A 23,289-nucleotide genomic window follows, 5' to 3' on the forward strand; every position below is an offset into this window, starting at 1 on the left:
AACATTGATCATTTCAGTTTGCTTGAAATGATCAATGGTATTCTAAATAAACACCTTTGTTCACACACCATCGAAAGCGAAACAATAAGAAAGGTTACTTTTATAGAAAAGCCCCCTTAGAAAATCAGTTTCAGATTTGACGGGATATGTGTGGGCGAAAAATTGCTTACCTCTATACTGGGTGATTAGCTCGGTCAATTAAAGTCGGTATGATTTTGTCTGCCCAGAAACACAATGGATTAAACAGAAAAACCATAAAAAAGTGGATACAGCATTCACTGTATCCACTTATACTCTCGCGTTTCAATCTCATTTTGCTGTTCAGCAAAAGTCACTCATTGAAAAAATTAGAAAGTAACTGAAACTTTACCGTAGACAAAACGGCCTGAGAAACCAAACGGTGAAAAGCCAGAGTATGGGAACAATCGTGAAAAGGTGCTTACTTCATCGACTAATTCACGGGTAGTATCAGGGTATACATCAAACAAGTTATTTGCCCCTAAGGTAAGGGTTAGATTGTCGGATACGTCATAACTGACATCCAAGTCTGTCACCCATTTGTTAGGTAATACTTCATTTGTTGCCGGATCTGTTGATGGCTCTTGAGTTTCCCCATAACGAGTGGTTCGCAATGTGGCATGCCATTCATCCATACTCCAAACTGCACTTAGGTTAAGTTTGGTTTTAGGCGAGCCAACTTCAAAACGACGTAACTCTACATCTGAAAATAAGTTGTCTTGATCAAAGCCTGCACCGGCTAATACATCTGGCGGATCTATGATGTCGGTAACTTCGTTTTTATTGTAGTTAAAGCCCGCATTAAAGGCGATATCTCCCCAGTTTTGAATGTCAGTGTTATATGAAACCACTACATCCACACCTGAAGTTTCACTATCAATAGCGTTTAAAAAGAAGCGTGCACGGTTAGCGCCTGTACCTGCTAACAAGGCTTCAATTTCCGCACCTGATAGGTTGTTAGATAACACGATACGATCGTCAATTTTGATGTTGTAATAATCAACAGACACACTCACGTTAGAATCAGGAGACCAGGTGATACCTGCTCCGTAGTTTACTGATTCTTCAGCATCTAGACCCGGCGAACCAAGGGCTATTGCGACATCACTGCTAGGTGAGAAAGTACCGGTTTCGGTTGGTTCACCGTCAACAAAGACTGTCGCGATTGAGGTGAAATACTGTTGTTGTAGAGATGGCGCTCTAAACCCCGTTGATACAGATGCGCGAAGTGCGATGTCTTCGGTAAGCGTATAACGGGTAGCGATTTTACCATTCACTGTTGAACCGAAATCAGAATAATCCTCATAACGTGCAGCTACAGTCACGTTCAGGTCATCGGTTACATAGGCCTCTAAATCCACATACAAACTGATGTTGTGGCGGCTGTTGTCACCAGCTGATTCAGGAGTAAACCCTGGGAATACTTGCGAGCCTGCTGCACCATCGAATTCACCTTGGATATAGGATGCTTCTTCACCGGCTTTAATTTCGTAACCTTCGTGGCGATACTCTGCGCCTAACGCTACGTTAACCCCACTGGCTAATCCATCTACGTCAACTTCTCGACTTAGGTCGATATTTAAAGTGAACTGGTCGTAAATTAGAGTTCCTGCATCAAATTCTGTCTGGCTAGTTGGCCCAAGAGATGTATTTAAGCTATTGATTACCCCAAATTTAAATTCATCTTCACCGTAAACTGCTGATACATCATAATTCCAATCGCTCAAATCACCTTTTATACCAGTGGCCAATGAATAATCATTTATATCTGAAGTGATAATAGGTAAAAATCCATCTGGGTAAATAGATTCAATATTGCGGCTATCTTGTGCTCTACGATAAAATCCACCGCCTTCACCTTCTCGGGTACTGTATGAGCCAAAGGCATATAATTCAGCTTCTGCATTCAATGTTAGGCCGGCATTCACAAATACGGCCATATCTTCTACGTCACCATTACCAAAATTATGATTGTAGCGATCCCAGGTCAGCTCGCGAGGGTCGAGTGAACCGTCTTCCAAGCGCGCGTAGTTTTCGCGAGTATCGTAGTCAGAACGATTACTTGCACTGCGGTCGCGAAATTCAGCTGAAATATTAATAAAGCCGTCATCTCCAAGCTCTAAACCAATATTACCTCTTAGCGTCGTAGTTTGCCCATCAGTTAATTCGCGATCGCCGCCTTCAGTAAAGCTTAAATTACCGTCTTCACCAATGCCTACATCGTTTAAATCAGGAACGCCGTCCATAGTGGTTACGTTTGCGCCATAGGTCACTGATGCTGAACCACCGCTGCTCGCACTTTTTAAAACAATATTGATGACACCGGCAATAGCATCGGAGCCGTACTGCGCAGCTGCGCCGTCTCTTAATACTTCAATACGTTCAATCGCATTAGCTGGTATTGCATTTAAATCAACAGCTGAGGAACCACGTCCTGTAGAGCCATTTAAATTAAGCAAAGCGTTAGAATGGCGACGCTTACCGTTAACCAAAACCAACGTGTGGTCAGGTGCTAGACCACGCAGTTGTGCAGGGCGAACGTGATCTGTGCCATCTGTTAATGAAGGCTGAGGAAAGTTAAAACTTGGCAGCAAACTGCCTAAGATCATATTTGTTTCTGTTTGACCGGTTGTGTTGAGGGCATCGCCACCAATAATATCGATAGGAACTGGACTATCTTCCACTGTTCGTCCTAGACGACGAGAACCTATGACACTGATCTTTTCGACCGATTCAGTATCTGCTTCTGCTGATTGCTGAGAAAGAGCTGGTAAGGAAGTGAAAATGGCGGTCGAAGCACTCATCATTAACGCGACTTTTAACCAATGTTCTTTGGTTTTGAATATAGGTGTTTTTTTCATGTATGTTATGTCCTGATGTTTAATATGAAATAACCCTGCGCTGTATTTTTGATATCTATTCTCTATTTTGAGGCTCAAATTATTATTATTGTGGCAGTGGTCGTCTATGATCTTAGACTGTTAAAATCTAACTGCAAATACTTATTGAACTAAACGTCAAATCAGAGCGATTTTTATCTGTATTTTTCTCAAAATTTGACAAAGACTGATTTTTAACCAATAAAATCAAAGGAATAATACAAGAGTAAATGTAACGAGAACTAAAGTGGCATTGCCATTTTGAGCATCGATAGATGCAATTTTTTATAAAAATAAAGAAATTTTTAGCGTGACTTAATAATTGCTTGAATAGCTGTTAGTCAGTCTTAAATTGAAATTGTTATAAAATGATTCTAATGACTAAATGACGTTAGCGAGTAATTCACTGGGTTACCCCATGCAACATTTTTTATACTTTTTTCCGCTTCCACATAGACACTGATCATTTCGATTTAGCTGGACTTGACCTGTGTCGTCTTTTATTTCTCCGTCAACATAGACCCAGTGTTCATTTTCTAACATAAAGTTAGATACTTCATGAAGTAAATAAAATGTCTTGTCCGAACGAGAATAAGCTTTAAATTCTACAATGTTTTCACTTGGGCAATTAACAATCTTAAGGGACAGCCACTGTGTCTCATTGTCACTTTGCTGGAGATCTTTAATAGATAGGTTTTGGCGGGAGGCTTTAGCGTATGTATCTAAAATATATTGGTAATTATTTTTGGCATAGGCGCTATACCGTGAACGCATTAATTGTTCAGCAGTATCAGGGTATTTTGTTTTTGAAATAAAAGGTCTACAACAATTTTCAAAGGACTCGCCACTACAACAGGGGCATTCATGATTACTATTCAGCACAGCTTAAACAACTCTATGATATTCAGGTACATCTTAAATCTAATCTAGTATTGAGTAACAAACAATAGCTTACGAAAAACAACACTGTGAGTATTTGCGGTAAGCAAATGAGTCTCTTAGTATTATCCCTCAACTTTTAATGCTTGACGCAAGCTCAGTGCGCCACAAACATTAATGCCAAGGACCAATTATTAAATTATCTGGTAGCTTGGAGTCTAAGGTTAAATTAATCAAGGTTATAAAGTTTTGCTCGCAAAGGGATTTAATTTTAGCTGTACGAATATCATCAACTGGCAGATTTTCTACAAATAAAACTGAACATTGACCAGCAAGTACAATTTTCTCTAGCCAATTGAACAAAGTATCTTGTGCTGGTTTGTTTAATCGAATGGCCTTATCAAATTTACCTGAAAAGCTAACGCGGTCAGAAATTAAATACATCCACTTAGCATCAGATAGCTCGTTAAGACCATAATGAGCCATATAGTTTTGATAATGCAATTGATTATTGCTGGGTAAACATTGTTGTTGTGTTAAATCTACCTGTGCCATGAACTACCTCAATAGTGTATTAATATACAGTGGTTGTATATACAGTAGTACTGTATATATGTTCATGCAAGTGTTTTTTTACATTTTTTAATCAATTGAATAAATTTTTGTTTCCGGAAAAACAACAGAAGCAACAATAAAGCCCAGTAAATTAAAGGCTGAAGGATGTCTGACTTGACCGACCAAATGTAATGGAATGCGATTAAAATTGCTGCGATATACACAAAATTGTGAAGGGTTTGCCATGTTTTACCTAATTTACGCTGGGCCCATGTAGTGGAGGTCATTGTGAGTAATAACAAAATGACAAAAGCAATAAACCCAACTGTTATGTAGGGGCGTTTTATGATTTCCGAAATAACAAGTTGCCAAGCTAGTTGTAGTTCAAAAAGTATATAACTCAGGAAATGCGTTAAGGCATACACAAACGCATAAAGCCCGATCAACCTGCGCACTCTAATTAATGCAGCTATCCTGAATCGTTTTGCTAAGGGTGACACAAGGAGTGAAATCAGCAGCAAATTAAAGGCGCTAATACCAGTAAAATGCAGAAGCTCTTTAACTGGATCTCCGCCTAGCTGATCAATAAAGCCTTGATAAAAGACCCAAAATAAAGGCACTAATGCAGCTAGGTGAATTACCACTTTTAGCCAAAATATACGTCTATTGGTTAATTTTAATTTCACTTAAACGTCACTTAAAAGAACTGTCTTAGATCCATACCTTTATACAGATGGCTAACTTCGTCATAGCCATTGAATGGTAAAGTTGGCGTACGGGTTTGATTAAATAAACCACCACTAGTAATTCTTCGCTCACTTGCCTGACTCCAACGGGGATGAGAAACGGCTGGATTCACATTCGCATAAAACCCGTATTCGTTGGCCGCTAGCTTTTGCCATGTGGTTGGCGGTTGTTTGTCGGTCAATTTGATTCGTACGATAGATTTGATACTTTTAAAGCCGTATTTCCATGGCACTACGAGTCTAATTGGTGCACCGTTTTGTGGGGGTAAGGTTTCACCGTATAGCCCAACCGATAATAACGCTAATGGATGTAATGCTTCGTCTATTCGTAAACCTTCAACATAAGGAAAATCAATTCCGCCGCCAATAAAGCGACTTTTTTGACCAGGCATTTGTTTAGGATCATCTAAGGTTTCAAAGGCGACATATTTAGCAGAACTAAGGGGATTAGCAAACTTGATCAAACTAGCTAAAGGAAAACCTATCCACGGTATGACCATTGACCAAGCTTCAACGCACCTAAGGCGGTAAATTCGTTCTTCCAGTGGAAATAGTTTAGTCAGAGCATCGTAATCTAGGGTGATTGGCTTTTCGACCAAGCCATCTACGCTTAACGTCCAAGGTTCAACTTTGAATTTTTGGGCATTTTCTTTTGGATCCGATTTAGCGGTTCCAAATTCATAAAAATTATTATGAGAGGTAACTTTGTCCAATGGTGTCAGTGTTTCTGAAGTACTAAACTGAGTCGATTTAGTAAATGACAAGGGCTTGGTTTCGAATCCTTCTTGATCATTAGAAAACCAACCTAATGCGCGGGCGGGTTGGCTAGCAAGTAGGGCACTTGTGCCTAAAAATCCCATTGCCTTCAACATGCTTCTGCGCTGCTGATAAATTGCTTTGGCTGTTACCTGACTTTCAGATTCATCACTATTTTTGGGAATTTTTATTAACATTAACCATCCAATATATTCAAACTACGCTTCGCTTGTACGTATAGAAAGAAGAATTGGATAAAAAGTTGCAATGTTTTTAATAAAAAGACAATTGTTTAACCGCTAAATTGATCGTTAATGCTGCCAGACTTGGGTAAAAACAAAGTGCTGTAGAGTTTAGATGCAAAACCATCGGTCATGCCAGATATGTAATCTGCAATAACCCGGTTTCCATTATTTTCTAACTCTGCTGCTCGCCATCGAACTCTTGTGTTCTCTGGTAATAGCCGAGCTGGATCGGACTGAATGGCCTCAAACAGTTCCATCACAATCTGTTGTCCTTTATATTCAATTAATTGAATATCCGGCTTACGAATAACGCGGTTAAATACAAATGTCTTGAACAATCCTAACGCCTTATGACAAGAGATAGGGAACGCCGCGTCATACGCTAATAGGGGTTCATCAAAGTGTTCTGTTTTGGGAACGATCTCGATGGAGGTGATAAACGCGTTTACTAACGCACCAATGGCGTCTTTACGTTGATGGTGATATTCACTAAATAGTTTGTTAGTGATTGAATCTATATTTTCAGATAAAACGAAATCCGTTAAATCTTTAATTTTTGCAGTAACTTCTTGTTGGAATTGCTCACGGTGAATGATTCCCATGACAATAGCATCTTCAAGATCGTGAATACCGTAGGCGATATCATCAGCCAATTCCATTATGGAACAATCAAATGTTTTGAAGCGTGTTTTACTGTGTTTATCGTCAAACTGATTAAAGGCTACAAATTTATTTTTATCGTTCTCAGACAATGGCTCTAACAGCCAATTAAACATTTCCGTATCACAAGTGTATAAACCCTTGGGTGGATGCCATAGATCGGCTTTAACTTGGCGATGAGGCACTTGATCTGTTTCGATCCGCTGATTGGTAAGATTATCGATAAAGTTGGGATACTTAACTAAACCTAACATAGTGCGACGACTCAGATTCATGCCATGTTCTAATGTGTATGGTTCTAATTTTCCGACAATTCTAAAGGTTTGCCCATTGCCTTCAAAACCACCATGTTTGTACATTTTATAATGTAACGCCACTTCGCCACCATGCCCAAAGGGTGGGTGTCCAATGTCATGGGCCAAACAGAGTGCTTCGATTAGCTGTTCATTTACATCAAGTTGCTGGGTAAGTTCTGGGTATTTATTGCGGAGTTGTGCTGTTATGCCCTGACCAATTTGTGATGCTTCTAGCGAGTGAGTTAATCGCGTTCGATAAAAATCACTCATGCCCACACCTAAAACTTGGGTTTTAGCCTGTAAACGTCTAAATGCAGCAGAATGTAATATTCTCGCTTTGTCTCGTTGATAGGGATTTCGATGATCGCCTGTGCGAATAGATTGATTTGATTCTCTTCTTTGGGTCCACATCTAAAATATCCTACTTATTTAATCCGTTTTGATACATCGAGTTTTCATTTTTGTTACTCAAACTCATGGTTTTATTGATTTACCCTGTTGAATGTCATCCGCAACCCTTCAGCCTTTTGTACACAGGTTATAAGATTAAATTAACCTATTTATACTACAAAGTCACTTGCCTGTTAGTTATAGGGCAGGGCAGAATTATTCTGTATTTACAGAGGTTGTTATGGATATAAAACGGATGAAAAACAACCGTATAAGCTGTTTATTTTTAACATAGTTGCATTTCAACTTGGCGATTGCTTAATACCTAGTCGTTAACCAGCATATTGATAGCGAAGTATTTAAGCTCATTTTCTCATTTCGTTGGATTTAAATAATATTATGAACCATGGCGATATTCGCCAGTTCTGCTGATGTGCTAGCATTCAGTTTGTTTTTAATTTGTGTATTGTAGTTACAAATTGTTTTGTAACTCAGACTAAGCTCATTGGCAACGTTGTGAGCGTTTAAACCTTTAGATAACAGCCTGAAAACATCAAATTCTCTTGGCGAAAGGAGATTAAGTTTATGTTTGGTCTTTTTCGGTCCATTGAAGCGTATTTCAGTATTGTTGGGTAACAAGCCTTTTTCTATATATTCCTTACCACTTGCAATAACCGCAACCGCTTCAGCTAAGACTTCTGCAGCACTGTTTTTAGTGACGTAACCTTTTGCTCCTGCATCTAATGCGCGCTCTACATAAATCTTCTCATTATGAATGCTGTACACTAAAATGAGCGCACCGTGATAACATTTGCATAACCGACGTATGGTTTCAAGACCACCAATTCCAGGCATCGATAAATCCATAACAACCACATCAGGTTTAAAACGCCGATATTCTTTGGTTGCTAATTCACCACGTTCAATATCAACAATATCACCGATAAAATCTTGCGAGGCGAGTAACATTCTAAATCCAGCCCTCACGACCATATGATCATCTACTAACAAAACCTTCAATTTATTTGTTTGCATTACTTGTCTTCCCAATAAGGCAGTTCCACTGTGACTTTTACACCATAGTTTTCGATGGACTCAATATGGAATTGGCCACCTAGGTTTTCAGCCCGTTCGCGCATACCTAATAAACCAAACCCGGCTGGATTGAATTGTTTACCTTGACCATCATCCGTTACTGTAATTTTTACCTGATCAGCGTCTTTGTTGATAAGAACCTCTACTTTTGACGCGTTTGCATGACGCACAACGTTAGTTAGACATTCTTGGACTATTCGATAAACATGGATCGCAATTTCATCACTTAAGCTTTCCAATGACGGGTCGTATTCAAGATCAAAGCATAATGTTTCATTTCGTCGCTGCCATTCGGTGACCAATTCCGACAAGGTTGCGCCTAAACCAAGCTCTGACAAACTAAGAGGGTGAAGCGTTTTCATCATTGAGCGAACAACAACAGATAAATGGTCACAAATTTTAATAATAGAATCGGTAATCGCCTTTACATCGGTTTTCGGTTGTTGGCATGTTACGGCCATCGCTTTGATTGCTGTTAAAGATTGGCCCATTTCATCATGTAATTCGCGAGACATATTTTGTCGTTCAGTTTCCTGAATCTTCATGCTGTGCAGGGCTAACGCTTGATTATTTGTTTGTGCGTTTTTTAACGCCCGACTCATACCGTTAATTTCCATTGCAATGGTATTAAATTCACTAATTTTAAAATGCGGTAATTGCAAATCAAAATGGCCAGTTTCAACTTGACGTAAGCCAGATAGAATCGCTTTAACGGCTTTTAGCATGGAGTTAAAAACGAGGTTTACGGTGAAGAATATTACCGATAGCATCAGTGCTATTGAGCCGAAAAATACTTTCGTTTCTCCCCAGGCTTCGTTAATTTCATCCATAGGATCAGCGGTAATGAAAATCGTTTCTACTGATCCATCTGCAATTTCCATATCGTAATTATGAGTTAGAAAATCCGCCATTACAGACTTAATAAACCAGCGTGGAGCCGCATTTTCTTCTGGATTTTGATAATGGCTTTCACCCTTGACGGTTGAGCTTTTGGTGTTTTCAATGGATATATTCAGGTGCCTCGCTGGCTGCATAGTGGCAATTTTCTCAAACCAAGCATGCTTTTGTTCGCTTCCGGAAGACAGATGGTCAAACCCAAATTCAATCATTTGGACGGCTAGGTTAATCGATGAGCGAACTTCTTTTTCAACAGAGACTCTAGCTTGCCATACCGCAATAATAATACTGAAAATTAAAATCACTATGACTGAGGCAATAATTCTAAAGTTGATAAGAGCGCGCATACTCATTTTGTAGAATTCCAATATCCGTCTCTTGATTCTGTACTTTTGATCATACTCATCTCAGGCACCATAGGCATTGTTCCTTGGGTTCAAATTTCTCATACTTTGGAACTAAGGGGGAAAAGTGGGGTAAGATTGGTTTTGAGTTGTTAAAGGGAGATTTATTTTAGCTATTGCAATACTTAGCTTTCTTATAATCGAGGCCAGTATGAGGTTTATAGGTAGCCAATAAAGTGTAGGAGTCTTAGGGATTTATCGGTGTGCTGATTATTGGATGTTTGTGCTTCTTTTTAAAAAATTTAAAGATGAACAAGTACTGAGTGGTAAACCGCACTTCTTCATCCTTTTGAGTTTGCTTCGAGTAGCAATTAAACCGCTTAAAAATTAAAGGTAATACCTCCAAAGAACAAACGTTCACGACCTGCTAACTTGCCCTCATTTCGGCTGACTAAATAAGTTTTATCAAACACATTTTCGATGCTAGCAAATAACGTTACTTGGGTATCTGGAATATAGTAGTTCACGGTTGCATTCCAAATTGTGTAGCTTGATATTGTCCCCTCAATGCCATTGGCACTTTCTTCTTGGGTGTTTTCATCATCTACAAATTGCTCTCCCACATACTGAACCCCAATCCTTGCATCAATGCCACTGGCATGTTCATAACCAAAATCAAGATTGATCAATTGCTTAGGAGCATACTGCATTCGATTGCCATCATTATCTGGGTCAGAAGCCTTGATGTATTTAGCTGTCCATAAATTAGTATAAGCGCCAGACAAATAGACATTATTTGTTTGCCCATAAATGTCAGCAAAGTTAATCCGACCAGCTAGTTCAATACCTTGCTGTTCGCTTTCGCCACTGTTATCAAATGTTGCGCCATTATCAACGATAGTATTTTCAATATCGTTATGGAAGATTGCGCCAGAAAACATCACCCCTTTTGCGTAATTCGACCTCATACCGACTTCATATAAGGTACTTTCTTCTGGTACGGCGCGTGCTCCAGAAGCATCAAGATCGCGATCTGCTCGAGCTGGTGATATGCCTTTGTGAACGCCTGCAAAAACGGTTGTGTTATTTATGCCATTCCAAGCGATACTTAAGCTTGGCAGGAACTTAGTATAATCGTCAGATACGCTATTAGTGGAGAAATCGTCACTGTCTCTGGTTCTTACATCTTCAAAGCGAAAACCAGCTGTAACAGACCAATTATCGATATAGGTGGTATTTTGCGCATAATAAGACACTGCGTATCCGTCGAAACGCTCCCCTTCGAGATCGTCGCCTTCGACTAAGGCTAATTGGTAATCCAAGCGCTGTGCAGTTGTGGTTGCATATACTTGTTGACGATGTATTTCTTCCTTATGAAAACGTACCCCAACAATCACATCATTTTCAAGGTTGAATAGGTTATGTGCAAAGTCAGCGCGACTTTCTGCGCCCCAAGTAAAATACTGACGGGGAGCATGACGACCGCCGCATAAATTAATATCAGAGTTAGCAATATCGGAAACCGTTATATTACCGTCGCCGTTGGTATCACCTATAGCATCACAATTACGTAGCCGAGACTCCCAAACTCCGTCAACCTCTCTGCCGCTATTCGAACCCCGAAGACCATTACGAAAAATATCGCTGTAGTAAGCCTGAGAGCTCAAGGTGAGCTTGTTATTAACCTCAAATGTATGGGTGAGTTGTACAATGTCACGGTCTTGTTGCCATTTGTCTAGCTCCGCCGTAGGGTGATCGTAAGGGTCGTTTGCATATTCATCGCGAGTGAGATAGTTTTCCGTTTGATTCCGACGATCTTTTGTGTGAACTACCTTGAGCCCTATTTTTTGCTTATCGGTAATGTTGTATTCGCCCTTAAATCGATAGTCTTTGATGTCGTAGTCACTGTTGTAAAAAATACCATCACCTTTAGTTTGTGCCAGTTCAAACATAAGGCCACCTTTGTCGTTTCCATAACCAACACTTCCATGTAAACCTTGGAAATTTTGATTACCGAAACGAGATGTAAAGCTACCTTGAATTTCACCATTTCTTGGCACCGCTTTGGTCACAAAATTGACTGCTCCGGCTAATGTTTGAGGTCCATATAAAATCTGACCAGCACCTTTTACAACTTCTACTCGAGTAACCGATGTTGAAGGCGTAGCATAGTGATTCACCGGATCCGTGTAGGGAGCTAACTGAAGAGGCATACCATCTTCCATCACCATCGCTTTCGCACTGCGCCGTGGGTTTTGTCCTCGGATACCGATATTTAAATCAAAACTCATACTGCCATCTGCGACAACCATTATGCCTGGCAGTGCTCTTAACTGCTCATTTACCGAAATTGGACGACGAGCCTGTAAATAGTCCTCTCCAAGAATATCAAAAGAGCCGGCAACAGCTTCAAGCCTTGATGGCAAAATACCATTAACCGTTAGCTTTTCAATGTCCGCAATGTTATCTACAGCTTGAGTGGGGTATGAGGCCAGTAATAACGATGACAGTATCGCCGTACTGATTAGCGTTGGTTTCAGAGTCATGCTTTTTATTCACTTTTATTTAACAAAAAACATATGCTATACATCGCTAAATGAACTTCATATAGGAAAAATTCCTGTTCCACAGTACAACGCAAAAATTGACTCTTTTTGACATTAGCTAAGGTGTAGTTAGGGCTCAGAAGTAGGCTAACAAAATAATAGTCAAAGACGTTATTTCTTTGAGCTAAGCGCAACGGATGGGGAGAACGTATCTTTTGAGTGACTCAATAAACTGTGAATTAAGCCACTTAAAGATTAAATTTTGTGAGCGAAGCGTTGTTTATAGCTAGGTTTCAGACAACTTATCTAGGGTTGTAGTGCAACTGTCCAAAAAAATTTCTACAAAACATTCAACTTCAGGCATGGTAACGATAAGTTCTTGTATGGTTTTATCTAGTTTGTCTTTAACGTGTAAAAATTCATCGTTATGAAAACGTAGCTCATTCATAGTTTTCACATAGGCTTGTAAAATATCAGCCGCTTTTACAATGGCTTTATATTCAGGATCAACTTCAGACTGCACTAACAAAGGTTCCATTTCGCTGCGTAAATCTTCAGGTAACGTTGACAAACATTCTTTTTCAGCTAGGTCTTCGAGCATTTTAAATGCTTTAGTGAATTCAGGGTTATGGTACTTTGTATTGGTGTTGATATCTTGCAGCTTGGTTTCTGAAACTTCGTGATACAAGGCTAAAGTAGCGGCTCTTTCTGGATTTAACTTGCCATTAAAGCGCTTATTTTTAATCACTGTTAACAAATGCGCAATCACGGCCACTTGATGACAGTGCTCAGATACATTTTCTGATTGAAAGCAATGCATTAACGCCCAACGCTCTAGTAATGGCATTCTAATTATCCATGCCATAAATGTACTTTGGTTCATAATAACGACCTTTGATTTTACCAAGTAATAAATGAGTTTTTGATGAAGGAATAGGCTTAGATCTACCTATTTACGAAAACAATTAGCAGTTGGGGTAAATGATACATCGAAGTGTTGAACTTTTCTGCTATTTGTATTGCAAACTACATTATTAATGTAAGTGTTTTAAAAATGAGAGTGTAGATAATTACACTCTCATTTGAAGTTGTGCTTAATTACACTTGCTTGTAGTAAGAGAAGAAATTACCAATACGATTAATGGCCGTTTCCAGTTCATCTTTATGGGGTAGAAAAACCAACCTAAAGTAGCAACCATCTTTAAAGTTGAATGCTTTTCCGTGTACTAACAGGATCTTTTCTTTGGTTAATAGATCCAAGATCATTTGTTCATCGTTAGTAATATTAAATTTTTCGGCATCAACTTTGGCGAAACAGTACATTGCACCTTTTGGTACTACGCAACTGATACCATCAATGTCATTTAACATTTTAGTGGCAATATCTCGCTGTATTTTTAAGCGACCGCCATCAACAATTAAATCATTAATACTTTGGTATCCACCAAGTGCAGTTTGAATCGCATACTGACAGGGGACATTGGCACACATTCGCATTGAAGCGAGCATGTTAATTCCATCAATATAGTTTTTAGCGATCAATTTATTTCCGCTGACCAGCAACCAACCGGCTCTAAAACCAGCAATTCGATAATTTTTCGAAAGACCACTTAACGTAATAAAAAACAAATCGTCAGCCATTGCAGCAATACAATTATGTTCGGCGTCGTCGTATAAGATTTTGTCATATATCTCATCACTGAAAACAACCAAATTAAATTCTCTTGCCAATTCAATGATGTCCTGCAATACCGCCTTGCTATATACCGCACCGGTAGGGTTGTTTGGATTAATAAGTACAATTGCTTTGGTATTGGAGGTGACCTTACTGCGAATATCGTCAATATCTGGAAACCAACAGGCTTGTTCATCACATTTATAATGTACTGGGGTACCAGAGGATAAACTAACAGCCGCGGTCCACAATGGATAATCTGGGCTTGGAATCAGCACTTCATCACCATTGTTCAACAAAGCTTGCATTGCCATTACGATTAATTCGCTGACGCCATTTCCAATGAAGACGTCATCAACCGAGATATTTTTAATGTTCTTTTGCTGGTAATACTGCATCACGGCTACACGAGCTGCGTATATGCCACTGGCGTCAGAATACCCTTGCGCGGTAGGCAAATTATGAATAACGTCTTTTAGAATATCTTCTGGGGCTGCAAATCCAAATGGGGCAGGGTTACCTATATTAAGTTTGAGGATCCTATGCCCCTCGTCTTCCATTTTTTTAGCGGCATCCAGGATCGGTCCTCGAATGTCGTAACACACACCCTCTAATTTGTTGGATTTATTAATTATTTTCATGAATGCCCATACCTTGATTTGATAACACAGAATAATACAGCCTGGGGGTTGGTGTTAAGAGGGATTTAATAATTTTTTTTATATAAGACTCATGTTTTTTGCATAACATCTGTTTACAAACTAATTGTTGTCTTATTTTTTAAGATCTAGCACTCTGAAATTGCAGTTCATTATAGGAATACACCATTATGCCTGTTCCATTAATTTGGTTAGGGGCTGGAATAGCAGCTCTGTACGCTGGTGACAAAGTTCATCGAGCAAATAAAATTAAACGCCAGTACGTTAAACATTACCCTGGAGAAGAGCAATCCTTCGTTCACCTTCAAGACGGCGCTATTGTGTGTTGTGGGATATTTGGTGTGTTTGAACATACCGGAATTTGGGTTGATGGCAATATTATTGAATTAAAAGGGAATGGCTTAATACGCGGTATCTCACCGCAACGTTTCTTAACTAAAAGAAGTGGTGAATGTATTTATGTGGTTTGTAACGATTTAGGAGAGGCGCTAATCTCACCACATGCCGCAAAAACTGCCGTTTCGAAATTGTACAATTATAGCGACTACGATTTGATCAAAAATAATTGCCATCGTTTTGTTTGGAGGTGTGTTTCTAATTCAGAAGAATTAATCACCAGTTTTTCTGATCTCAACAATGCACTTTTTGGTTATTTTAATTCCTCACTGAGTTGGCGTCCTGCCGATTTTAATCGCTAAGCATTTCGACTCCCAATCGAATATTATTTGAATAATGTTACAAATATGTTAATTGTAGCTATATTCATAGAGGACATCTTAAACCTTGGGAAATTATCTAGGTGAACAATATTTCAGCGGATAAATGGCAAACTTCCCTTGCTTGCTTATACTTATTGATATGTCCAATTTGAATTATAGATGTGTTTCCAACCGAATCGATTTAAAATTTTGGAGTTAAGTATGTCACAGCATTTCCAAGAAGAACCTCACAATGCAATAACAGATAGTAATATTGCACGAGTTATTCCTTGTAATGAATTAGCGTTTTCAGATCCATTTAAATGGCTTGCATTAGGATTTAGAGATCTGTTACGAGCACCTATTTTAACCGTCTTCTTTGGTGTGTTCTTTGCACTAATTCCTTGGCTAATTACTTATTTAGTTGCACTCACAGGTTGGCACTTGGTTATTTTGCCAGCGATGGTTTGTTTTATGTTGATAGGGCCTTTTTTGGCAGCAGGCCTGTATGATATCAGTTGGGAATTTGGTAAAGGTCATAAGCCCACTTTATGGCACGCCATAAAAGCGGTGAAACGCAATGCAGTTAACGAATGGGGATTTGGTATATTGTTAATGGTGTTGATGATATTTTGGTTACGCGTAGCCTCAATGATCCACGCACTGTACCCTTCATACCTAGGAGATAACTTAGAAGAGTTATTACCATTCTTAGTATTGGGGACCTGCGTAGGAGCCGTTTTCACCGGCATCGTATTTTTACTCAGCGCTTTTACACAACCTATATTGATGGAACGTAAAGTAGATTTGGCTACTGCGGTATTAACTACTGTAAATGCTGTTTGGTTAAACAAAGGTCCAATGTTTGTTTGGGCGATGATTATATTTGTCGCGGTGGTAATCGGCTTTCTCACAGGGTTTGTTGGATTCGTATTGTTAATGCCGCTAATTGGTTATGCTACTTGGCATGGCTACATAGAAACAATACAAACTAAACGCGAGCGTAAGTTTGAGTAACTGCACTAGTTTTAAAAGGGTCTAATTTTTAGACCCTTTTTTCCGATTTTATTTAATCTTCCTGCAATTTTGAACAAGCATACAACTGCATCGTCATATCCCTGATTGAATCATCTTTTTATTGGTTAAATCCTACTTTGTTAGGCAAATAAACTAGATATGGTTAGGTAAATTCACAATTAGGATAAACATCCTAATTGTATTGGGCTTATTAGAATACTTCTGTACTTTGTGCAATTTCTGCAATTCATTTTCGCAACACATCTCCGCAATTTGTGAACTAGAATTAACATATTGATAACAGTTTATTTAACTCTTAAAAATAGGTTTTTAGATGAAAGACAGAAATCATCTTTCCGATATTGGGATGGTCCATAACGTGGAAATGATCACCAACGGTTTAGTCGATATTCCCATGCTGCAGTTATTATCGCCCGAAGGCAAGGTTCACAACCACGAGGAGTGCGCGGAGTTAAACCAAGAAGTGTCACAAAGAATCCTAAAAACGATGCACTATATTAGGATTCTAGATGAACGCATGATTGCCGCACAACGACAAGGCAGGATCAGCTTTTATTTGGCCTGTACAGGTGAAGAAGCTGCCACAATAGGCAGTGCCGCAGCGTTAGAGCCGCAAGATATGATCATGTCTCAATACCGTGAACAAGGTTCATTAGCGTATCGCGGATATACGACTAAGCAGTTTATGGATCAAATGTTTAGTAATCAAAAAGACCCAAACAAAGGTCGTCAAATGCCTATTCACTATGGGGATAAAACATTAAATTTCATGACTATATCATCTCCATTAGGAACTCAAATTCCACAAGCATCAGGCTATTCATACGGTCAAAAAATGGCTGGGTTGGATGCCTTAACTATTTGCTATTTTGGTGAAGGTGCCGCCTCTGAGGGAGATTTTCATGCAGGTCTGAATATGGCCGCAGTGTTAAATTGTCCGGTTATTTTCTTATGTCGGAATAATGGCTACGCCATCTCTACACCAGCAGAAGAACAATTTGCTGGAGATGGTATTGCTTCTCGCGGAATAGGCTACGGTATTCGCACGATTAGAGTTGACGGCAATGATGTTTTAGCTGTTTATGCCGCCACAAAAAAAGCCAGAGAAGTTGCTTTAAAAGAAAAATGTCCGGTATTAATTGAAGCCATGACGTATCGACTAGCAGCCCATTCAACTTCTGATGATCCTACCGGATATCGTTCCAAAGAAGAGGAAGCCAAATGGAAACTAAAAGATCCTATTTTACGGTTTGAAAAGTGGATGAAAAGTAAAGGATGGTTTGATGAACAAGCAATCAAAGACTTCGCTAGCGAGTCTCGTCAAGAAGTTTTGCAAACCTTAAAACAAGTAGAAAAAGAACCGATTAATAGCATAGAGGATATTATTGAGGATGTTTATGACACGCCACCATGGCATTTAAAAGAACAACTGCAACTACTCAAACAACATATTCGTCAGTACCCAGATGCCTATCCGAAGACTTCAGGGAGAATGAAAAATGACTAAAATGAACATGTTACAAGCCGTGAATAATGCATTAATAACGGCAATGGAAGCAGATAAAACGGCGATGGTATTTGGCGAGGACGTCGGTCATTTTGGAGGCGTTTTTAGAGCAACCAGCAACTTACAAGAAAAGTTCGGTAAGCAGCGCTGTTTTAATACACCGTTGACCGAGCAAGGGATAATAGGGTTCGCCAACGGCTTAGCATCACAAGGTTCAACTGCAATAGCAGAGATTCAATTTGCCGATTATATTTTTCCAGCTTTTGATCAAATCGTAAATGAAACCTCCAAGTTTAGATATCGTTCTGGCGGTCAATTTACCTGCGGTAGTTTAACGATTAGAACGCCATACGGTGGTGGGATTGCTGGTGGCCATTATCATTCACAATCTCCAGAAGCTTTTTTCGCACATATCCCTGGAATGAAAATAGTGATTCCTCGCAATCCATATCAAGCTAAAGGCTTGTTATTGGCCTCAATTAGAGACGACAATCCAGTGTTGTTTATGGAGCCTAAACGCCTTTATCGAGCGTCTGTGGGCGAGGTACCAGAGGAAGATTACGAATTAACGCTAGGCAAAGCAGAACTTGTCAAAAATGGCACCGATATAACCTTACTTGCGTGGGGCGCGCAAGTGGAAATACTGCAAAAATCAGCTGAGATGGCTGAAAATGACGGTATCTCCTGTGAAATTATCGATCTACGCAGCATATTGCCCTGGGATGTAGAAACCGTATGCGAGTCAGTGGTGAAAACCGGACGTTTGTTAATTAACCATGAAGCTCCACAAACAGGCGGCTTTGCCAGTGAAATTGCAGCCACAGTGCAAGATAAATGTTTCTTAAATCTTGAATCACCTATAGCTCGAGTATGTGGCTTAGATACACCTTATCCGTTGTCACACGAAAAGGAATACATGCCAGATCATTTAAAAACCTACGAAGCCATTAAGCGCTCAGTCAATTATTAATCAGGAGAACAACATGAATGACTTTATATTGCCTGATATTGGCGAAGGAATTGTAGAATGTGAACTTCTTGAATGGTTGGTAAGCGAAGGTGATCTGATAGAGGAAGATCAGCCTGTTGCTGAGGTCATGACTGACAAGGCAACCGTGCAGATCCCAGCAATGCATTCTGGCAAAGTCACTAAGCTGTATTACAAAGCTGGTGACATAGCAAAAGTCCATGAACCACTATTCGCTTTAGATGGTGGTTCCGAGAGTGGACAAGGCAAAATACAAAGTGATAGTGAACAACAGCACAAAAGTGAGGAATTGATTCAGCCAGCACATGCTTCAAGTAAACAAGAGCAAGGGATCCAGACACAATCTACTGAAGCGATTGATTTTATCTTACCTGACATAGGTGAAGGTATTATTGAATGTGAAATCGTAAAATGGCTTGTTCAAGAAGGTGATACGGTTGCAGAAGATCAAGCTGTGGTTGAAGTGATGACGGATAAGGCACTTGTGGAAATTCCCGCCAAATATTCCGGTGTCATAAGTCAGTTATATTATCAACAAGGGGAGATAGCAAAAGTCCATAACCCTTTGTATTCTCTTGTGACTTCTGAAGGTTCTCAAGCTAGTCAGCCTAGATCGGTAAATAGCAATAAAATTTCAGAACCACAAAGCACTACGCCTAAAGTTGGCCAAACCACGTCAGCAAAACGTAAAGCCTTAGCTAGTCCCGCTGTTAGGCGTTTAGCTAGAGAAAATAGTTTAGATATTACCTGCGTATTAGGAAGCGGTAAAAAAGGTCGCGTTTTGAAAGATGATATAACCGCCCATCTAAACAAAAATAATCAACCACAAACTTTACAAAATGCTGTTACCAATGAGGATGCAGCATCACAAGACAGCCACGAGAATAAGGTTGAAACCATTCGCGGAATTAAAGCGAAAATGGCTAAACAAATGACAGACTCTGTGTTCAGTATTCCGCACTTTAGTGTGAGTGACGAGATCGAAATGGATAACTTAATGAAGGTACGTAGCGACCTTAAACAGGAGTTTGAGAATAAAGGCACTAAGTTAAGTTTAATGCCATTTTTCATTAAATCTTTGTCTTTGGCTTTAAAACAGTTCCCAATCATAAATAGCCAAGTGAACCAACAATGCACTGAAATTACTTATTTCAAACAACACAATATTGGTATTGCTGTTGATTCCAAATTAGGCTTGCTTGTTCCCAATATCAAGGGAGTTGAAAACCTTTCATTGTTTGAAATTGCGCAAGAAGTCGAACGATTAGTAGGACTTGCAAGGCAAGGTAAACTTTCTAGTAACGATTTAAAAGGCGGTACAATTAGTATTTCCAATGTGGGTGTGATTGGTGGCACTACAGCGACACCAGTAATTAATAAGCCTGAGAGTGCAATTGTTGCCCTCGGAAAGATTCAACGACTACCTCGTTTTGATCTAAATGATAAGGTAATTCCGGTCAATATAATGCATATAAGTTGGTCTGGAGATCACCGTATAATTGACGGCGCAACTATGCTTAAGTTTAGTAATTTGTGGAAATCTTATCTCGAAAACCCAATAAGTATGCTGACTGACTTAAGTTAGGTTGTAGGGTGCCATATAATTTTTATCTGGCACCTCTTGGTTAAACGTTGGTGAGTCTGGCTTATTTGGGTATCATTAGCTGATGTTCAGTTATATAAGTAGCCATTCAAATGTTAAGTTATCGTCATAGTTTTCATGCAGGTAATCATGCTGATGTGTTAAAGCATATTACCCAGATGTTGATCATCAAAAAGCTTAAAATCAAAGCTAAGCCCGCAGTCTACATTGATACTCACAGTGGTGCGGGTTTGTATGAACTGCAAGGACTAGAGGCGCAAAAAACCAAAGAATTTTTAACTGGCATAACCGCTATGCAAGCATACCAGTCAGAACAACAAGATATAGCGGAATATCAACAACTTACACATGATTTTATTGAAAATAATCAGTATCCAGGATCGCCCCTGATTGCTGCTAATATGCTTCGTGAGCAGGATAGAATAGTATGCATGGAGTTGCACAATACGGAGATAGACAATTTACGCCATAATTTGGCGGATTTTGGATCTTTAGCAAAGGTTGGTGTACATCACAGAGATGGCTATGAAGGACTATTAGCAATATTGCCACCGATTCCTGCAAGGGGATTAGTCCTAATAGACCCATCGTACGAAGTCGCTGACGAATATCAACAGGTTGTGATGACACTCGCTAAAGCCATTAAGAAATGGTCGGTTGGCATTTTTGCAATTTGGTATCCACTTTTATCTAGTCGTGCAGGTCAAAAGGCGGGATTAAGTGAAAAAATGATCAGTGAAATCGCTGCCCTTGATTGTAAAAGCGTGCTCAATGTAGCAATGCATGTTACTGAAAATGAAGGTGATGCGGGTATGTATGGGTCTGGTTTAATTATCGTTAATGCTCCATGGCAACTGGATACTGATCTAGAGAATGTTTTACCTGAATTAGTCGCGCATCTTGGCGGTGATGATGCACATGGCAAAGCTTACGTAGAATGGTTGAAAAAGCCTGACTAACTAAGGCCATCTAAAATGACTGTAGCTGATCTAAAACATTTTTATATTCCTGATGAACAATCTATTTATCTTTTGTCTCACAAAGATGCGCAAAAGTTAAAAGATTGGATAAAACTGTGTAAAGAACAGCTCGAGTTATTGGGCTACAGTGAAATAGAGCTAATTGGGAAAGGTGCTTTTGGCTTTGCTTTTGCGGGCAAAGATCCACGTCAGAATCAATTAGTGTTTAAGTTTTCTCGGATCAATCTTCCTCAACATGTGCAAGAGCAATTGGAAGATGAAGCCTATATGTTAAGTCAGGTAGAGCACCCCTACGTACCATCACTAATCGAATTTCAACGGATTAAAAAACAAGCCATTTTGGTAATGGAAAGAGCCAAGGGCGTTGATTTAGAAGTATATTCACTGCAAAAAGGACCTTTATCGGCGAGGCTAATTACAAAAATCGCAGCACAACTTTGTGACATCTTAATCTTTTTACGACAACACCAAGAGCAAGGTATCACTAAACCTATTGTGCACGGCGATATTAAACCTTCCAATATTGTGTTCGACGAGCAAACTGAATCAATTGGCTTAATCGATTGGGGATCCAGTGTTTTTGCGCAAATGGATCACCAAGGCCAATATATCGCTAACAATGTTATGGATTTAATGTCGAGTGATTTGCAACAAACCAATGCACGCCTTGGGGACGTTTATTTCATCGGAGATGAACAATTAAATGGTGAATTATCCAGTCCCAGATTCGATGAACAAGGGCTGGCAAGTACCTTATATGCATTAGCGTCAGGTCAGTCAAGCCGCTTCGGTAGACACATTATAAAACCAAATTCCCTCGGCTTACCCAAGGAATTATCTGAAGTGCTTAGCGCGATGTTAAGTGAAGATCCTAAACAACGTAAATTGGGTGGCGACTATTTTATTAAAAACATGAAATTCATGAAAAATATTGTCTTTTGTGAAACAGACGTCGAAGATCATGTTGCACTTATTCCTACTTGGAGTTTTGCCAAGAAAAAAGAAATTGATACGGTAGTTTACAGTTCTAGACGCTCATTCTTAAAACTAGAAAATAGCGACATTACTTCCGACCTACATTATGTAAATGACGCTCAGTTTGAACGTTATTATAAAAACTACATGCAAGGTATGGGAGAGACAGAAAAAGCATTTATATCTGCGGTGGGTAGATTAGGTAAATATCCCGTTGTTGGCGGATTAGTAGTTAGGTGGCTGCCAGAAGGGGTTTATATTGATTCTAGTTTGAATCTTTTTAATCCAACATTAAAACGTTCATTTGATGTTTCTGTGAACAATGTCGTTACTTTAGCAAGAGCGATTCATAGAGTAGGGGTGTTTAAAAGCTGTATGTTTAATGCGCGAGATACCTTACACATTGAACGGGAAGACGAAAACTTACCCTACCAACCCAATATCCATATGCAAATACCTTACGAATTGAGCCAAACATCCATTACAGAAGATCAGAGTCGTAACCATTCTTATTTTGAAGATGGCGAAGATCCTGATGAGTTATTAGCCCTTCCTGACAATATGATGGTAATTATTCGGCAATTAAATAGTATTCATCATACCGGTTGCATTATATTTGAAGCTTTACCTACACATCTTAAAATTCATAGTTATTACACATTACTGGATCACAGTATGGAGAGTGAATTTAAGGCATTATTAAATAAAATTATCGACTTAGTTTCAGAAATTAAAGGGTTGGGGATTTCAGGATTTATGAAATTGCCGTATAAAGACACTCGTTACTTTGAACATGCTTCGGGTTTACCAGAGAAGTTTCATCCAAAAAAATTAAAAACAAATAAGCGCTAAAAATATAC

18 protein-coding genes are annotated in these 23,289 nt (G+C 39.3%); 7 read left to right on the forward strand and 11 right to left on the reverse strand.

Annotated elements, in window-relative coordinates:
* Window positions 1-347: 347 nt before the first annotated feature.
* The 11 genes from VUI23_RS10385 to VUI23_RS10435 all read right to left on the reverse strand — a co-directional run bounded on the left by VUI23_RS10385 (window position 348) and on the right by VUI23_RS10435 (window position 14,622).
* On the reverse strand, window positions 348-2,879 hold the full coding sequence (locus VUI23_RS10385; RefSeq protein WP_342808163.1) for a TonB-dependent receptor: 2,532 nt from the start codon (window positions 2,877-2,879) through the stop codon (window positions 348-350).
* Between the two features lie 429 nt (window positions 2,880-3,308).
* Entirely contained in the window at window positions 3,309-3,779 is a 471-nt protein-coding gene (locus tag VUI23_RS10390; RefSeq protein ID WP_342808165.1) for a YchJ family protein, read from the reverse strand.
* A 171-nt stretch (window positions 3,780-3,950) separates the two neighbouring features.
* Window positions 3,951-4,331 (reverse strand): hypothetical protein, encoded by a 381-nt coding sequence (locus VUI23_RS10395; protein ID WP_216046559.1) that lies wholly within the window; start codon window positions 4,329-4,331, stop codon window positions 3,951-3,953.
* Between the two features lie 62 nt (window positions 4,332-4,393).
* A complete protein-coding gene (gene msrQ, locus VUI23_RS10400; RefSeq protein WP_342808167.1) occupies window positions 4,394-5,017 on the reverse strand; it encodes a protein-methionine-sulfoxide reductase heme-binding subunit MsrQ in 624 nt (207 codons plus the stop codon).
* Window positions 5,018-5,028: 11 nt separating this feature from the next.
* Entirely contained in the window at window positions 5,029-6,030 is a 1,002-nt protein-coding gene (gene msrP, locus VUI23_RS10405; RefSeq protein ID WP_342808169.1) for a protein-methionine-sulfoxide reductase catalytic subunit MsrP, read from the reverse strand.
* Between the two features lie 95 nt (window positions 6,031-6,125).
* Entirely contained in the window at window positions 6,126-7,445 is a 1,320-nt protein-coding gene (locus VUI23_RS10410) for an anti-phage deoxyguanosine triphosphatase (RefSeq protein WP_303499899.1), read from the reverse strand.
* 366 nt (window positions 7,446-7,811) lie between these two features.
* Window positions 7,812-8,459, reverse strand: a complete 648-nt coding sequence (locus VUI23_RS10415; RefSeq protein WP_342808171.1) for a response regulator transcription factor — start codon at window positions 8,457-8,459, stop codon at window positions 7,812-7,814.
* The gene (locus VUI23_RS10420; RefSeq protein ID WP_342808173.1) at window positions 8,459-9,769 is read right to left on the reverse strand and encodes a sensor histidine kinase; all 1,311 of its coding nucleotides are present in this window, start codon (window positions 9,767-9,769) and stop codon (window positions 8,459-8,461) included. The genes VUI23_RS10415 and VUI23_RS10420 overlap by 1 nt, the downstream gene beginning before the upstream one ends.
* 371 nt (window positions 9,770-10,140) lie before the next feature.
* Window positions 10,141-12,306: a TonB-dependent receptor gene (locus VUI23_RS10425; RefSeq protein WP_216046565.1), complete on the reverse strand. Its 2,166-nt coding sequence runs from the start codon at window positions 12,304-12,306 to the stop codon at window positions 10,141-10,143.
* A 286-nt stretch (window positions 12,307-12,592) separates the two neighbouring features.
* Window positions 12,593-13,189: a 5'-deoxynucleotidase gene (yfbR, locus tag VUI23_RS10430; RefSeq protein ID WP_342808175.1), complete on the reverse strand. Its 597-nt coding sequence runs from the start codon at window positions 13,187-13,189 to the stop codon at window positions 12,593-12,595.
* Window positions 13,190-13,404: 215 nt separating this feature from the next.
* Window positions 13,405-14,622, reverse strand: coding sequence for a pyridoxal phosphate-dependent aminotransferase (locus VUI23_RS10435; RefSeq protein ID WP_342808177.1), 1,218 nt, complete (start codon window positions 14,620-14,622; stop codon window positions 13,405-13,407).
* Window positions 14,623-14,810: 188 nt separating this feature from the next.
* Here VUI23_RS10435 and VUI23_RS10440 point away from each other — a divergent pair, with 188 nt between their 5' ends.
* The 7 genes from VUI23_RS10440 to VUI23_RS10470 all read left to right on the forward strand — a co-directional run bounded on the left by VUI23_RS10440 (window position 14,811) and on the right by VUI23_RS10470 (window position 23,281).
* Window positions 14,811-15,338, forward strand: a complete 528-nt coding sequence (locus VUI23_RS10440) for a hypothetical protein (protein WP_216046568.1) — start codon at window positions 14,811-14,813, stop codon at window positions 15,336-15,338.
* Between the two features lie 222 nt (window positions 15,339-15,560).
* Entirely contained in the window at window positions 15,561-16,355 is a 795-nt protein-coding gene (locus tag VUI23_RS10445; RefSeq protein ID WP_342808179.1) for a DUF2189 domain-containing protein, read from the forward strand.
* A gap of 334 nt (window positions 16,356-16,689) precedes the next feature.
* On the forward strand, window positions 16,690-17,883 hold the full coding sequence (locus tag VUI23_RS10450; protein WP_216046570.1) for a thiamine pyrophosphate-dependent dehydrogenase E1 component subunit alpha: 1,194 nt from the start codon (window positions 16,690-16,692) through the stop codon (window positions 17,881-17,883).
* Window positions 17,876-18,853: a transketolase C-terminal domain-containing protein gene (locus VUI23_RS10455; RefSeq protein ID WP_216046571.1), complete on the forward strand. Its 978-nt coding sequence runs from the start codon at window positions 17,876-17,878 to the stop codon at window positions 18,851-18,853. The genes VUI23_RS10450 and VUI23_RS10455 overlap by 8 nt, the downstream gene beginning before the upstream one ends.
* Window positions 18,854-18,866: 13 nt before the next feature.
* Window positions 18,867-20,456, forward strand: a complete 1,590-nt coding sequence (locus tag VUI23_RS10460) for a dihydrolipoyllysine-residue acetyltransferase (protein WP_342808181.1) — start codon at window positions 18,867-18,869, stop codon at window positions 20,454-20,456.
* Between the two features lie 110 nt (window positions 20,457-20,566).
* Window positions 20,567-21,433, forward strand: a complete 867-nt coding sequence (gene rlmJ / locus VUI23_RS10465; RefSeq protein WP_342808183.1) for a 23S rRNA (adenine(2030)-N(6))-methyltransferase RlmJ — start codon at window positions 20,567-20,569, stop codon at window positions 21,431-21,433.
* A 15-nt stretch (window positions 21,434-21,448) separates the two neighbouring features.
* The gene (locus VUI23_RS10470; RefSeq protein ID WP_342808185.1) at window positions 21,449-23,281 is read left to right on the forward strand and encodes a protein kinase; all 1,833 of its coding nucleotides are present in this window, start codon (window positions 21,449-21,451) and stop codon (window positions 23,279-23,281) included.
* Window positions 23,282-23,289 lie beyond the last annotated feature (8 nt).

The sequence above is a fragment of the Alteromonas sp. M12 genome, from assembly GCF_037478005.1.
Lineage (GTDB): Bacteria > Pseudomonadota > Gammaproteobacteria > Enterobacterales > Alteromonadaceae > Aliiglaciecola > Aliiglaciecola lipolytica_A.